Here is a 15,701-nt window from a genome sequence, read left to right as displayed (position 1 = left end):
CTGTATGCCGCGCGGGGGATAGCACGCCGAGAAAGCGCGGGGCAAGGATTCCCACGCGATTGCGGCTGGGGTCGCTGCTGTGGATATGCTGAGTGCGACATCCGCCCGTTCCTACGGGATGACGGCTCGTTTCCGCCCGAGGAGGCAGGGTCGCGTGAGGGCTTCTACGTGGCTTCGACAGCGTCGCCGGACACTTGCGTCCGTCGGCGTCGTCACCGTGTCCGCGCTCGCGGTGACGACGATGGCCGTGGCGTACCAGGGGTTCCCGACCACCGAGGTCGACCTGCACGACGGCGGTGTGTGGATCACGAAGCGCTCGAGCGTGCTGGTGGGACACTTCAACCACGAGTCCCGCGTGCTCGACGGAGGCCTTCGTGCCGCGGGCGACGAGTACGACATCCTCCAGGACGGGTCGACCGTGCTGCTCCTGGACCAGACCGAATCGACCGTGACCGCTGTCGACCCGGCGATGGTGATGCTCACCGACCCCGCCGACGTGCCCGCCGGGGCGAAGGTCGCCCTCGGCGGCCCCACGATGGCCGTGCTCGACCCGGCAACCGGCTCGCTGTGGGTCGCCCGGTCGGCCGCCACCGCCGCGTTCACCGTCGAGGGGACCGACCCGGTGACCGAACTGGGCGAGGGCGCCGATGTCGCGGTGGGCCGCGACGGCACCGTTTACGGCGTGTCACCGGAGTCACGCGAGATCGTCACGGTGCCGGTGGCCGCCGACGGCGAGACCGGCGAACCCTCGCGGCGCGGACTCGACGGCGTCGATGAGGGCGCCGAGCTGTCGATCACGGTCGTCGGCACGACGGCAGCGGTGCTCGACGCCGATACCGGCACCGTGCACACGACCGGAGGCATGCGGGCCGAGGTCGGCGGCGACTCCGCCGTGCTGCAGCAACCTGCCGCGTCGGGTGAGGAGGTCGTCCTGTCGACCGCATCCGCCGTCGTGCGGGTGCCCTTCGACGGCTCGGGTCCGGTGGAAACGCCCTCAGGCGGGGGCGAGGGAGCACCGGCCGCCGCGGTGACGCTGGGCGGCTGCACGTACGCCGCCTGGAGCGGATCGGGTGCGTTCGTGCGCGACTGCTCCGGGGACGCGAACGATCTCACCACCCAGATCGACGGCCTCGACCCGACCGCGCAGCTGCAGTTCCGCCAGAACCGCGACGTGGTGGTGCTCAACGATGTCGTGGGCGGCGCTGCGTGGATGGCGACCGACGCGATGCAGCGCGTGGACAACTGGGACGACATCATCCCGCCCGAGGGGGAGGCGGAGGAGGACGAGCAGACCACCGAGGAGACCGTCGAGACGACGCTCCCCGAACGCACCGAGGTCAACACCCCTCCCATCGCCACCGACGACGAGTTCGGCGTGCGGCCGGGCCGCACCACCGTGCTGCCGGTGCTCGACAACGACACCGACGCCGACGGCGACGTGCTGACGGTCACGCTGCCCGACGGCGCACCGGGCCTCGGCGCCGTGCAGCCGATCCATGACGGCTCGGCGCTGCAGATCGCCATCCCGGAGGAGGCATCCGGGTCGGAGACCTTCCGGTACGAGATCGACGACGGCCGCGGCGGCACCGACAGCGCCACCGTGCGCCTGTCGGTGCGCGGATGGGACGTCAACGCGCCGCCCGCACCCAAGCGGGTCACGACGGTCGTCGTGGAGGCGGGCGGGTCGATCACCTACAACGTGATGCCGGACTGGATCGATCCCGACGGCGATGAGATCTTCCTCGCCTCGGTGGTGCCGGCGGAGGGCGACGAAGCCGACTTCACCGCCGACGGCCGCATCACCTATCGCGCGATCGGCGGGACGCAGGGCCGCAAAGAGGTGCCGATCACCGTGTCGGACGGATCGGACGTCACCGAGGGCATCGTGCGCTTCGACGTGAGACCGCCCGGGTCCACCGTCCCGGTCACCAACGCCGACCACCTCGTCGTGCGCGCGGGTCAGACCGCGACCGTCGCGCCGCTGGCCAACGACACCAGCTCCGGCCGCGAGGCGCTGCGCCTCACGCGCGTGGATCAAGTGCCCGGTGCCGAGATCGTCCCCGACTACCCCAACAAGACGTTCACGTTCCGCTCCTCGGCCCCCGGGACGTACTACGCGCAGTACCTCGTCGCCGCCGGACCCAACGCGGTGGCGGGCCTCGTGCGCATCGACGTGCTGCCGGATGCCGACACCGAACTGCCCCCCGTCGCCGTCCGCGACGTCGCCCTGCTCCCCAGCGGCGGCGACGTGCTCGTGAACGTGCTCGCCAACGACAGCGACCCCTCCGGCGGCATCCTCGTCGTCCAGTCGGTGACGGTCGACCCCGCCAGCGGCATCTCGGTGGCCGTCCTCGGGCACGAGACCCTCCGCATCACCGACCAGTCGGCTCTCGGGGAGCAGACGCGGATCGGCTACCGGATCTCCAACGGTCAGCAGACCGCGGAGGGCGAGGTCGTCGTCCTCCCCGTGCCCGCGCCCGACCAGCTGCGCCCGCCGGTGGCCAACGACGACGAAGCCGTCGTGCGCGCGGGCGATGTCGTCACCATCCCGGTGCTCGACAACGACTACCACCCGAACGATGACACCCTGCGCCTCGCCCCCGACCTCGTCGAGCCGCTGCCCGCCCCCGAAGACGGCACGATCTTCGTCTCGCAGGACACCGTCCGCTTCCGCGCGAGCGCCGAGCCGGGCACCGTCTACGCGACGTACGAGGTGGAGGACTCCAGCGGCCAGAAGGACGCCGGGTATGTCACGATCCAGGTGCTCCCGGTGGACGCCGACACCAACCAGGCTCCGCGCCCGCGCGACATCACCGCGCGGACGCTCGCCGGCGCCGAGGTGCGCATCCCGGTTCCGCTGGACGGCCTCGACCCCGACGGCGACTCGGTGGAACTCCTCGGCATCGACTCCGCCCCGTCCAAGGGCCGTGTGAGCGAGGTCGGCGCCAACTTCCTGACCTACGAGGCCTTCGAGGGCGAGACCGGACCCGACGCCTTCACCTATCGCGTGCGCGACCGTCAGGGCGCCGAGGCGACCGCCGCGGTGCGGGTGGGGATCGCCCCGCCCGAGGCGGCCAACCAGGCTCCCTACGCGGTGAAGGATGCGGTCATCATGCGCCCGGGCCGCGAAGTGGCCGTACCGGTGCTCGCAAACGACTCCGACCCCGAGGGCGACGCGCTCAGCCTGATCTCCGAGGGTCTCATCCTCCCCGACGTCGGGGGTCTCGAGGCCCGGGTCGTGGGCGACCGGGTGGTCGTCACCTCACCGGGTGAGCCCGTGGAGACGAGCCTGCAGTACACGATCCGCGATGCCCGCGGCGCGGAAGCACGCGCGGTGCTGCAGGTCACCGTCGCGGAGGACGTGCCCCTCCAGCGCCCCATCGCGCGCGATGACCGCGTGCGTCCCGTCGACGTCGAAGACGACTCCTTCGCCGATCTCGATGTCCTCGTCAACGACGAGGATCCCGACGGCACCGTCGACGCCCTCGAGATCGCGGTGGATGCGGCGGGCGCGCGCGTGCTGGAGGACGGTGTCGTCCGCGTCCCGATCCTCGAAGAGGCGCAGCTGGTGACGTACACGATCACCGACGGCGACGACCTGACCGCATCCGCGTTCATCCACGTCCCGGCCCTGCGGGACCTCCCACCGGTGCTGATCTCCACCGAGGGCGTCGAGGTGCAAAGCGGCGAGACGATCGAGATCCCGCTGTCCGAGCACGTCCGCGCGGCAGGCGACCTCGACGTCGTCATCACCGAGGCGGCGAAGGTCAGCGCCGCCCACGCGAACGGCGCGCCGCTCGTCCAAGACCAGCGCACGCTCGTCTACACCTCGGCCGACGGCTACTTCGGTCAGGATGCGATCACGTTCGAGGTCACCGACGGCACCGGGCCCGACGACCCCGAGGGTCGCAAGTCGACCCTGACGCTGCCGGTGACCGTGCTCCCGCCAGACAACCAGCAGCCGACGTTCGTCAACGGCCAGATGGACGTCGCCCCCGGCGAGGAGGCCACGGGCCTCGACCTCGCCGCGTTGACCACCGACCCGGATGAGGGCGACCTCGAGCGGATGCGGTACACGATCGTGGGCGGGTCGCCGAGCGGCATGAACGCGACGATCGACGGGCAGACCCTCCGCGTGAGCGCGGACGCCGATACGCGCAAGGGCACCACCGCCGAGGTCGAGCTCCGCATCGACGACGGTGAGACCGACCCGATCGAGGGCACCGTGACGGTGCGGGTGACCGCATCCACCCGTCCGCTTCCGACGGCGAACGACGACGTGCTTCCGGAGGCGGATCAGGGCAAGACGATCTCGGTCCCCGTGCTCGCCAACGACTTCAACCCGTTCCCCGAGACGCCGCTGAAGGTGGTCGCGGCCTCGACCGAGACCGGCGAGGGCATGGCCGAGGTGCGCGGTGACCAGGTCTCGGTGACGCCGTCGGCGCGCTTCTTCGGCACGATGGTCGTGCGCTACCGCATCCAGGATGCGACGGGGGATGTCGACCGGGAGGTCGAGGGCCGCATCCGCCTCACGGTGCAGGGGAAGCCCGACGCCCCCGGGGTGCCGACGGTGTCGAGCGTGCAGGACCGCACGGTCGTGCTGTCGTGGACGCCGCCGCCGAACAACGGTGCTCCGATCACCGGCTACACCGTGACCTCGACCGCGGGGAACTACACGAAGGAGTGCGGCTCGACCACGTGCACGCTGGACGGACTCACCAACAACGTGGAGTACAACTTCGTCGTGACCGCGACCAACCGCGTCGGCGAGTCCGACCCGTCATCCCCGTCGGAGACCGCCCGACCCGACGCGCGCCCCGACACGCCGCAGCCGCCGACGCTGCGCTTCGGCGACCGTTCGCTCAACGTCGCGTGGGTGACGCCGCCGACCCCCGGCTCACCCGTCGAGTCGTTCACGCTGGAGATCTCTCCGGCGCCCCCCTCGGGTGCGACGCAGAAGACCGCGACCGGGAATTCGCTCGTGTGGGAGGGGCTGGAGAACGGCACCGTGTACCAGGTGCGCGTGCAGGCCCACAACCGCGCGCCCGAGCCGTCGAGCTGGAGCGGGTACTCGGCCGGAGAGATCCCCGCCGGGCCCCCCGCCGCCGCCGCCGCGCCGACGACGACACGCCTGGACCCCGTGGGGCCGCAGGCTCAGCTGCAGGTGTCGTGGCAGCACCCGGCGAACAACGGCGACCCGATCGCCGAGTACCGGCTCAACGTGCAGGGCGGGGCGCAGTCGCGGACGATCGCGGGCATCAGCCCCGGAACGACCTCCCAGGCCGTGGTCGTTCCCGCGTCCTCCAACGACTACACCTTCACCGTCGAAGCGCGGAACAAGGCCGGATGGGGTCCGGCGAGCCCGCCCTCGGCGCCGCGTCGAGCCTTCACGCCGCCGGGCGCGCCGCAGGGCGTCAGCGCCTCCACGCCCGCACCCGACAACTCCATCCACGTCGCCTACCAGCCGGCCGAGCGCAACGGCGCCGACGCGGGCGCGGTCCGGTACGAGTACTCGCTCAACGGCGGCGGATGGGCGGCGTTGAGCGGCAACAACCGCATCACCAACGTCTCCAACGGCACCGCGTACAGCGTCACGCTGCGCGCGGTGACCACCCAGGACGGGACGACGTACTACGGCCCGTCCTCGAACACGACCCCGCAGGTGACCCCGTACGGCCCGATCCGGCCCCCGGGAGCGACGGCGCGCGGCAGTGGCACGCAGATCGAGTTCGGATGGTCGGCTCCCGCGGAGAACGGGCGTGCCATCACGAAGATGGAGATCAACATCGCCGGGGGCGGCTGGGAGACGGTCGGTCTCAACGGTTCCCGGACGCGGGACTTCGGCTACGAAGAGAAGCACACCATCCAGGTGCGCGCCACGGATGCGGCGAATCAGACCTCGTCCGCGAGCGCGGAGGCTCGTACCGCGGACCGGCCCAAGGCGAAGGCAACGATCAGCAAGGGCGGGTCGGCCGTGGGCCAGTCCGGCTGCACGTCGTCGTCGTGCGCGTACTTCCAGCTCAACACGGAGAACTTCCCGGCCGGCAGCTACCGGATCTACTGCAACAGCGGCCCCGACGGCGAGTTCACCGACGGCGCCAGCTACAACGTCCCGGCGAACGGCCGCATCCAGCTGGGGTGCTACTACGGCAAACCCAACACCCAGGTGTGGGTCCGCATCCAAGGCTGGGGCGACTCCGAGAAATTCACATGGCGATAGCGACGAGAACGAGGATGACCGCATGACCATGACCCCTGACCAGGCCGCCTGGTTCCACACCACCTTCACGCGCCTGGTCGAGAACGTCGACCGCGCCCTGATGGGAAAGCCCGAGGTGGTGGGGCTGGTGCTGTCGGCGATGCTGGCCGAGGGCCACGTCCTGCTGGAGGATGCCCCGGGCACGGGCAAGACGAGCCTTGCCAAAGCGCTCGCCGCCACCGTGCAGGGCACCAGCAGCCGCATCCAGTTCACCCCCGACCTGCTGCCCTCCGACGTCACCGGCGTGACGATCTACGACCAGGCGAGCCACAAGTTCGAGTTCCACCGCGGCCCGGTGTTCACCTCGATCCTGCTCGCCGACGAGATCAACCGCGCGTCCCCCAAGACCCAGTCCGCGCTCCTGGAGGTCATGGAGGAGTCGCGCGTCACCGTCGACGGTGTGCCGCACGAGGTGGGCCGGCCGTTCCTCGTCATCGCGACCCAGAACCCCATCGAGCAGGCCGGCACGTACAAGCTCCCCGAGGCCCAGCTCGACCGCTTCCTCGTGAAGACGTCGATCGGCTACCCCGACCTGGCCGTCGCCGAGCGCATCCTCGCCGGCTCCGCCGATCGCAACCCGTCGGCGAGCCTGTCGCCGCTCATCACCACGGCCGCCGTCGCCGACATGGCCGACCTCGGCGCCACCGTGCACGTGGAGCCCGCCGTGCTGCGCTACATCGCGCAGCTGGCGGAGGCCACGCGCGCCGATGCGGCGACGCGTCTGGGGGTGTCGGTGCGCGGGTCGCTCGCCATGGTGCGCATCGCCAAGATCCGCGCGGCGTCGCAGGGTCGTCACTACGTCGTCCCGGACGACGTGAAGGCGCTGGTCGCTCCCGTGTGGACGCATCGCCTGGTCATGGACCCGGAGGCCGAGTTCAGCGGCATCACCCCCGACACCGTGATCGCGCGGACGCTCGACTCGATCGCGGCACCGCAGGCGAGGTCCGCGGCCTGATGACCAGCGAGACGCTCGGGACGACCGTTCCCGCCGGCACGACCCGCACGGCGCTGCGCGAGGTCGCAGCCCCGTTCGCGGCGCGTGTGCTGCGTGGTGCGCGGGAGGTCCTGGGCGTCGTCCGGCCGCTCGGATGGATCCTCATCGCCGGCATGGTCGTGCTCTGGATCACCGGGCAGCTCCTCGGCTGGTACGAACTGATCGTCGCCGCCTCCGTGCTCACCGCGGTGGTGGCGCTGTGCGGGCTGTTCCTGATCGGCCGGACGAACTACGACGTCGGTCTCGACCTCACCCGCACGCGGGTCGTCGTGGGCGAACGCGCGGTCGGCGCCTTGACGCTGGCGAACAGAGGTTCGCGGGCGATCCTCCCCTCCCGCGTCGTGCTGCCCGTGGGCGCGGGCCGCGGAGAGTTCGCGGTCAAGCGGCTCGCGCCGGGGGAGGAGGCGGAAGAGCTCTTCGCCATCCCCACTCAGCGCCGCGCCATCCTCGCCGTCGGTCCCGTCAGTGTCGTGCGCGGCGACCCGCTCGGCGTCTTCGAGCGGGTGCACCGCCGCGACGAGCCGGTCGACCTGTACGTGCATCCGCGCACCGTGCTCTTCGACGGGCAGTCGCTCGGGTTCCTGCGCGACCTCGAGGGACTGCCGGCCACCGACCTCTCCCGTGACGACATCTCCTTCCACGCCCTCCGCGAGTACCAGCCGGGCGATGATCGCCGGAACGTCCACTGGCGCTCGACGGCACGCACCGGAAAGCTCATGGTGCGCCAGTACGAGGAGACCCGGCGCTCGCACTTCGTCATCGGGCTGTCGCGCAATGCGGGCGACTTCAGCGATCCCGACGAGTTCGAACTGGGCATCTCCGCCGCCGGCTCGCTCGGCCTCCGGGCGCTTCGCGACTCGCAGCGCGTGGAGATGCGCGTGCAGGGCGCCGAGCTTCCCGCCGCCACCGGCAAGCAGTTCCTCGACGGGCTCTCGGGGCTCGAGTACGCCCGCGGACGCACCGGCGACATCGTCGACCTGTCCGGACACATCGCCGCGACCGTGGCGCTCGCGAGCGTCGTCGTGCTCGTCTGCGGCAGCGCGGTGGATGCTGCCCGCCTCCGTGTGGCGTGCGGCCGCGTGCCGTTCGGCGCGCGCGTGCTGGCCCTGGTCGCCGATACGACGGTCGCCTCGCCCACGCTCCGCCGGATCGCGGACGCCGACGTGCTGACGATCGGCGCGCTGGACCAGCTGCCCGGAGCCCTCCGACGGGTGTTCGCATGACCGCCCCGGACGGCTCGCCGCGGACGACCGGCGGAATCGAGGTGCGACGGTGGGCGCTGGACCTCGGCGCCGTCGCCCTGCTGCTATCGGTGGGCATCGTGGGGTTCTGGCCCACCTTCGGCGGCCCCGGATATCTCCCCGCCGGGATCGGCGGCCTCCTCCTCGGCCTCGCGATCGCGGGCGTGGGCGCGTGGCGGCGATGGGGCATCCTGGCGGTGGCCGGAGCGACGCTGGGTGCGTACGTGGTGTTCGGCACCATGCTCGCCCTGCCGCACACGGCTCTGCTGGGGTTCATCCCCACCCTGGAGTCGCTGCAGCGCCTCGCGGTCGGCATCGTCACGTCGTGGAAGGAGCTGCTGACCACCGTCGCCCCGGTCGGAACGGGCGAGAACCACCTCATCGTCCCCTACCTGCTCACCCTGGTCGCGGCCGTGCTGGCCGCGAGCCTGGCCCTTCGCGTCCGCCGGCCCGCGTGGGCCCTCCTCCCGGTGGCGGTCTACCTCGGGGCGCAGATCGCCCTCGGCACCGCCGAACCGGCCGTGCCGCTGGCGCAGGGCATCGCCGTCGCCGTCGTCGCGGCCGTGTGGCTGGCGGTGCGGCAGGCGTGGCAACCCGCACGCGCGGCCGTGTCGGTCGGTGAGGGCGGGGAGCCCAAGGGCATGGCCCTGCGCCGCCTCGTCGCCGGGGCCGCCGTCCTCGCCGTCGCGACCGGGATCGGGGTCGCCACCAGTGCGATCGCAGCCCCCGACGGCCCGCGCTACGTGCTGCGCGACGTCGTCATCCCGCCGTTCGACGTGCGCCAGTACCCGAGCCCCCTGCAGGCCTTCCGCGGATACGTGCGCGACTTCCCCGACGAGCCGCTGTTCACCGCATCCGGGCTTCCCGACGGCGCACGGATGCGCCTGGCGACGATGGATGCGTACAACGGCACGGTGTTCAACGTCGCCGACGACGGCGCCGGCTCTTCGAGCGCGTTCGCGCCCGTGCGGAGCATCATGTCGCCCGAGGCCGAAGGCTCCGCCGCCACGATCTCCGTCGAGATCGGCGAACTGCGGGGAGTGTGGCTGCCCGATGCCGGGGCCGTCCGTTCGATCGCCTTCGACGGCGCACGGGCCGAAGACCTCCGACGCGCCACGTACTACAACGACGCGACCGGTACCGGGGTGGTCACCTCGCGGCTCGCGGAGGGGGACACGTACACCCTCGAAGCCATCCTCCCCACCGACCCGAGCGATGAACGCCTCGCCGACGAGGCGTTCGCGCCGCTCCGCATGCCCAAGCAGAAGGGCGTCCCGCCCGAGTTCGCCGAGATCGCCTCCGACATCGTCGCCGACGCATCCACGCCGATCGAGCAGGCCCGGGCGCTGGAGCAGACCCTGTCGCAGGACGGCTTCTTCAGCCATGGCCTCGAAGGCCAGGTGCTCTCGCGCGCCGGGCACGGTGCTGAGCGCATCGCCACCCTCCTCCGCGGTGACCAGTGGGTGGGTGACGACGAGCAGTATGCCGTGACGATGGTGCTCCTCGCCGGCCAGCTCGGAATCCCCGCGCGCGTCGTGATGGGGTTCTACCCGGAGGAGGACGACGCGGGCCGGGAGTTCGTCGCGACCGGCGAGACGCTCCACGCGTGGGTGGAAGTGGCCTTCGAAGACTCCGGCTGGGTGACGTTCGACCCGACGCCGCCGGAAGATCAGGTTCCGACCGATCAGACCACCAAGCCGCGCGCCGACCCCAAGCCGCAGGTGCTGCAGCCCCCGCCGCCGGAGCAGGAGCCCGTCGACCTGCCCCCGACGGTGCCCGACGAGCGCGGCGCCGAGGACGAGGAGAACCCGCTCGCCAGCATCCTCGGGCTCATCGCCCTCGTGTTGGCCGCCATCCTCGGCGTGCTCGTCCTGCTCCTCGCGCCCTTCGTCGTGATCGGCGCGCTCAAGGCCGCCCGCCGGCGACGCCGCCGGGAGGCCGAACGCCCCGCCGACCGCATCAGCGGCGGCTGGGAGGAACTCGTCGATCGGGCCAGCGACTACGGCACACCCGTCCGCCGCGGCGGCACGCGCGCGGAGGATGCGGCGGTCGTGGGAAGCGCCTTCGAGGAACCGCAGGTGAAGACCCTGGCCCGCCGCGCCGACGCAGAGGTGTTCGGTCCCTTCGACCCGACGCCGCAGGACATCGACGACTTCTGGCGCGAGGTGGATGACATCGTCGGCGGGATGGGCAAGCGTGTCGGATTCTGGCGGGGCCTGAAGGCACGGCTGGACGTGCGCTCGCTCCTGGCCGACACGCGCTTCGCCCTGCCGGATCGGCGGGTGCCGCGGTCACTGGTGTCGCCTGTGCGACACGATAGGGATGCGTCGGGCGCGCGGCGCGCGCCACGGTTGTCGCAGCGATCGTTCGACCCGCTGGTGACTCGCGCGAAGGCCCTGGTGCCTCGCGCCAAGGCGCTGGCCAGCCGCATCCGCATGCCTCGCAAGAACGGGGACGGATCGTGAACGCCGTCGCCGTGCTCACGTGGGACACCGGCGAGCAGGTCGCGGTGTACGGTCGGACCGTGTTCGGTCGCGACCCCTTCGGCGGTCCGTGCGCGACCGTGGTCGTGCGCGACGAGACGCTGTCGTTGTCGAAAACGCACTTCGAGGTGGGCGGCGACGACACCGGGGCGTGGCTCGCCGACCGATGGTCGCGCAACGGCACCGTGATCGTACGAGATGGGAAGCGCATGACCCTCCGCCCGGGTGAGCGCGTCGGACTGCGCAGTGGCGATCACCTCGAACTCGGGGACCGCCACGCGACCGTGAGCGGGGCACCGTGAGCGAGCGAGCGAGGGCCGGGCAGTCGCCGGTGACCGTGACCTGGGGCGCTGCCACCGACGTGGGCCGGCGGCGTTCCCTCAACGAGGACGCCTTCCTCGCCGCGCCGCCGGTCTTCCTCGTCGCCGACGGCATGGGCGGCCACCAGGCCGGCGAGGTCGCCAGCGCCACCGTGATCGACGAGTTCTCCAAGCTCGCGGGCCGCACGAGCCTCACCATCCAGGAGGTGCAGGAGACCTTCCGCGCCGCGCGCGACCGGGTCGACACGCTGCCGGCGGGCGGTGGCGCGGGAGCGGGAACGACGCTCGCGGGCGTGACGATCGCCGACATCGAGGGTGAGGGCTACTGGCTGGCGGTCAACGTGGGCGACTCGCGCACGTACCGCCTCAGCGAGGGTGTGCTCGAGCAGGTCAGCGTGGACCACTCCGTGGTTCAGGAGCTCATCGACTCCGGCCAGCTCGACGCGGCCTCGGCCGCGCAGGATTCCCGCCGCAATGTCATCACGCGAGCGATCGGTGCCGGCAGCGACAGCGAGCCCGACTTCTGGCTGCTCCCCGCCGAAGAGGGCGACCGCATCCTCATCTGCTCCGACGGTCTTCCCACCGAGATCGACCCCGACCGCATCGACCTGATCCTGCGCTCCGAACGTTCCCCGCAGGCCGCTGCCGAGCGGCTGGTGCGCGAGGCCGTGGACGCCGGCGGACGTGACAATGTCACCGTGGTGGTCGTCGACGCGTTGTCGGTTCACATCCGGGGCGCGCGCGACCGCAGCGAGACCACCCCGACCGCGCCGCTCGTCGAGATCGAGGGCGACACCCTGCCGCGCGCGGGAGCGCGAGCCCGAGGAGGACTCTCATGACCGTCGTGCGATACACCATCGGAACCCTGCGCGCCGTCGTCGCGCCCTCGGCGGTCGCGCTGCTCGGCGAGGGGACCACGGATGCAGCCGCCGAGTCGGTCTGGCGGCAGCTCACCCGCGGCGCGGGCCTGGCCGGCGTCGTCGACGCCCTCGCCGCCGGCGGGCCCCTCTCGTCCGTGCCGTCCTTCGCCGTCGCTCTCGATGAGGACGGAACCTGGCGGGTGGCCGTGCGCGGCGCGCTCTCCGTGTCGGTGGGCCCGGACGGGGAGCGGGTGGACGGTGCCGGCGCCTCCACGTGGACCGAACGCAGCATCCGCGCGGCGGACGCGCTCGTCCTCAGCGCCGACGCCGACGCCGACGCGACGACGGCGTCGCTGCCGCTGAGAGACGGCGTCGTGCCGGCATCGGTGGTCACGATCTCCCGGGAGGAGACCGCGACCGAGGCGGCGGGCTCGGCGAGCGGTGCGCTGGCGCCGAGCGAGCCCGTGCAGCCGCACAGCGTCGCGGAGGTGCACGGCGCTCCGAGTGCTCCCGCCCCGGCGCCGGTCGACGGGGGTGCGGCGACCCCTCTGCCGGTCCCGGCTGCCCCCGTTCCCGCCGTACCCGTCGCGATTCCCGCCCCACCGGCTCCCGCGGCGCCGGCTCCCGCGGCGCCGGTCGACGGGGATGCGGTGACCCCTCCGCCGGTCCCGGCTGCCCCTATTCCCGCCGCGCCCGCCGACACTCCGGCCCCTGCCCAAGCCGAGCCCGCCGACATTCCGGCCCCTCCGCCGGTCCCGGCTGCTCCGATTCCCGCCGCGCCCGCCGCGACTCCGGCCCCTGCCGAAGCCGAGCCCGCCGAGGCCGAGCCCGTCGATGTCGAGCCGACCGAGGCCGAGCCGACCGAGGCCGAGCCGACCGAGGCGGAGCCGGACGAGGCCGAGCCGGACGAGGCCGAGCCGGACCCCGCCGGACCCGCGGAAGTCGGCCCGACCGGCCGCGCGGGAGTCGGCCCGACCGCCACCGTCGCGCCCGACCCCGGGCCGCCGAGCCCGGTCGCGGACGACCTTCCCACCCCGGCCGCGGGGAACGCGGTGCCCGAGCTGGCCGAAGACGTCGAGGCCACCATCATCCGCGGTGGTGCGGAGGAATCCGCCGCCGACGAGACCATCACCCTCGCCGAAGCGCGCGCGATGCGCGCCTCCGGGAAGCTGCCGCCGGTCGCGCCGCCGCTGTCGCCGCCGACCCCGCCGTCGGCCGCGGGCGTGCTGCGGGCCTCCACGGGGCAGAGCGTGCTCCTGGACCGCACGGTGATCCTCGGCCGGCGGCCGCGCTCCACCCGGATCAGCGGCGCCGACCTGCCGCACCTCGTGGCCGTCGACAGCCCGCAGCAGGACATCTCGCGCAACCACCTCGAGGTGCGCGTCGAAGGCGACAGCATCCTGGCCACCGACCTCAATACCACCAACGGCACGACCCTGCTGCGCCACGGATCCGAGCCGGTGCGGCTGCATCCCGGCGAGCCGACGATCGTGGTCGCCGGCGACGTGCTCGACCTGGGAGACGGCGTGACCGTGGCGGTCGAGGACGCTCCGTGAGTCCGCGCCGGTCGCCGCAGGCTCCGCCCGACCTCCCGGGTTTCACGTACCTCGAACTGCTCGGCTCGGGCGGATTCGCCGACGTCTTCCTCTACCAGCAGCAGCTCCCCAAGCGCCGCGTCGCCGTGAAGGTGCTGCTGACCGAGCGGATGACCAGCGGCTCCATCGCGGAGTTCACCGCCGAGGCGAACGTCATGGCCATGCTGTCGACGCATCCGGCGATCGTCACGATCCACCAGGCCGGGGTCGCCGGCGACGGTCGCCCCTACCTCGTGATGGAGTACTGCCCGCGGCCGAACCTGCAGGCGCGCTACCGGCGTGAGCCGTTCTCGGTCGCCGAGGCGCTGCGGGTCGGCGTGCAGGTCGGGGCGGCCGTCGAGACCGCGCACCGCGCCGGCGTGCTGCACCGCGACATCAAGCCCGCGAACATCCTCGTCACCGAATACAACCGTCCGGCCCTCACCGACTTCGGTATCGCCTCCACCACCGGCGCCGGCGATGCGGGGGGCTTGTCGATCCCGTGGTCGCCGCCCGAGGCGCTCGGGGCCGTGCCGTCGGGTGACGCGCGCGCCGACGTCTGGTCGCTCGCGGCCACGGTGTACAGCCTCCTGGCGGGGCGGTCGCCGTTCGAGCTCGTCGGTGAGCGCAACACCGGCGCCGACCTCATCACCCGCATCGAGGCTCTTCCGCTGCCGCCGCTCGGGCGGCCGGATGCTCCGCCGTCGCTCCAGCGCGCTCTCGAGCGCGCGATGGCCAAGTCGCCGGCCGACCGGTACGACACGGCGCTGGCCTTCGCCCGCGCGCTGCAGAAGGTGCAGATCGAGCTCGCTCACGCCGTGACTCCGATCGACATCCTCGACGACGGCACCCCCGACGGGGTGGTCGACGACGAGGACGACGGACTCACGCGCGTCCGCGGCGTGGTGAGCATCGACCCCGAGACGGTTCCGGCCGCCGGTGCCACCCGCCCGCCCGCGCCGCGCGCCGATCTGTGGGGGCCGGAGTCGTCGACGCGCCGTTCGCCGCGCGACGACGACGAGACCCGCATCCGGCCGCCCGCGGTCATCGCACCCGAGTTCGGTACCGCCCCCCGCGTGCCACCGCCGGCGCCGATGGCACCGGCATCCGCCGGTCAGGTGCTCCCGTCTGCCTCCGTGGCTGCGCCTCCGGTCGCCGTCACGGGCCACGCCCCGGCCGCCACCGCGGCGGATGCGGGCGCTCCCCGCCTGTCGCGCCGGGGCCTGTGGTTCGCCGTGGGGGCCGGGGCTTTCGCCCTCGTGGTCGTGGTCATCCTGGCCCTCGCTCTTCCCGCCGTCCTCGGGACCGCAGGTGAGCCGACCCCGACCGCGCAGCCCACCGACGAGCCGATCGACGTCGTCGGTGTCGCGGCGCCGCCGCCCGCCGACCTCGCCGGCACGGTCACCCCCGACGGCGTCGTGTTCACGTGGGTGAACCCCGACCCCGCCGACGGGGACGCGTACCTGTGGGGCGTCGTCACGCGCGGCGGAGGCGACCCGCCCCTGGAGCCGGTGGCGGACACGACCGTGACCGTCCCCGCCGACCCCTCGGGCACCACCTGCATCCAGGTGCTCACGCGCCGCGCGACCGGCCAGGCCTCCGAGCCGGCGTCGGCCTGCGTCCCCTGACCCGCGCGGAGCCCTCCCTGCCGAGCCGTACTCAGTCTCAATCGCGTGCCGCGCGAACGGCAGCCGCGCTATTCCGGGTGCACGCCGGGCCCGGCCCCGATTCAGACTGAGTACGTGCACACCCGGGTGCGCGCGGAGCCCTGCCCGCCCAGCCCGTACTCAGTCTCGATCGCGTGCCGCGCAAACGGCCAGGCCTCCGAGCCGGCGTCGGCCTGCGTCCCCTGACCCGCGCGGAGCCCTGCCCGCCCAGCCCGTACTCAGTCTCAATCGCGTGCCGCGGACACGGCAGCCGCGCTATTCCGGGTGCGCGCCGGGCGCGGCCCCGATTCAGACTGAGTACGT

Annotated in this window: 8 protein-coding genes; all 8 read left to right on the top strand. The window is 72.7% G+C overall.

Annotated elements, in window-relative coordinates; all coding sequences use genetic code 11:
• Positions 1-154 precede the first annotated feature (154 nt).
• The 8 genes from AC2DFQ_RS11125 to AC2DFQ_RS11090 are packed head-to-tail and all read left to right on the top strand — an operon-like array spanning position 155 to position 15,359.
• Positions 155-6,220, top strand: coding sequence for an Ig-like domain-containing protein (locus AC2DFQ_RS11125; RefSeq protein ID WP_484533932.1), 6,066 nt, complete (start codon positions 155-157; stop codon positions 6,218-6,220).
• 22 nt (positions 6,221-6,242) lie between these two features.
• Positions 6,243-7,214, top strand: coding sequence for an AAA family ATPase (locus AC2DFQ_RS11120; RefSeq protein WP_484510107.1), 972 nt, complete (start codon positions 6,243-6,245; stop codon positions 7,212-7,214).
• Positions 7,214-8,476 carry a DUF58 domain-containing protein gene (locus AC2DFQ_RS11115; RefSeq protein WP_484533931.1) on the top strand — a complete coding sequence of 421 codons (1,263 nt, stop codon included), beginning with the start codon at positions 7,214-7,216 and terminating at the stop codon, positions 8,474-8,476. Before AC2DFQ_RS11120 ends, AC2DFQ_RS11115 begins: the two co-directional genes overlap by 1 nt.
• Entirely contained in the window at positions 8,473-10,959 is a 2,487-nt protein-coding gene (locus tag AC2DFQ_RS11110) for a transglutaminase-like domain-containing protein (protein ID WP_484533930.1), read from the top strand. The genes AC2DFQ_RS11115 and AC2DFQ_RS11110 overlap by 4 nt, the downstream gene beginning before the upstream one ends.
• Entirely contained in the window at positions 10,956-11,279 is a 324-nt protein-coding gene (locus AC2DFQ_RS11105; protein ID WP_484510110.1) for an FHA domain-containing protein, read from the top strand. The genes AC2DFQ_RS11110 and AC2DFQ_RS11105 overlap by 4 nt, the downstream gene beginning before the upstream one ends.
• Positions 11,276-12,136, top strand: a complete 861-nt coding sequence (locus AC2DFQ_RS11100; protein WP_484533929.1) for a PP2C family protein-serine/threonine phosphatase — start codon at positions 11,276-11,278, stop codon at positions 12,134-12,136. Before AC2DFQ_RS11105 ends, AC2DFQ_RS11100 begins: the two co-directional genes overlap by 4 nt.
• Positions 12,133-13,713 carry an FHA domain-containing protein gene (locus AC2DFQ_RS11095; protein ID WP_484533928.1) on the top strand — a complete coding sequence of 527 codons (1,581 nt, stop codon included), beginning with the start codon at positions 12,133-12,135 and terminating at the stop codon, positions 13,711-13,713. The genes AC2DFQ_RS11100 and AC2DFQ_RS11095 overlap by 4 nt, the downstream gene beginning before the upstream one ends.
• Positions 13,710-15,359, top strand: coding sequence for a serine/threonine-protein kinase (locus AC2DFQ_RS11090; RefSeq protein ID WP_484533927.1), 1,650 nt, complete (start codon positions 13,710-13,712; stop codon positions 15,357-15,359). Before AC2DFQ_RS11095 ends, AC2DFQ_RS11090 begins: the two co-directional genes overlap by 4 nt.
• Positions 15,360-15,701: the final 342 nt, after the last annotated feature.

This window comes from Microbacterium sp. Z11_20, from assembly GCF_057197605.1.
This window is presented reverse-complemented; position numbering and strand designations above follow the sequence as displayed.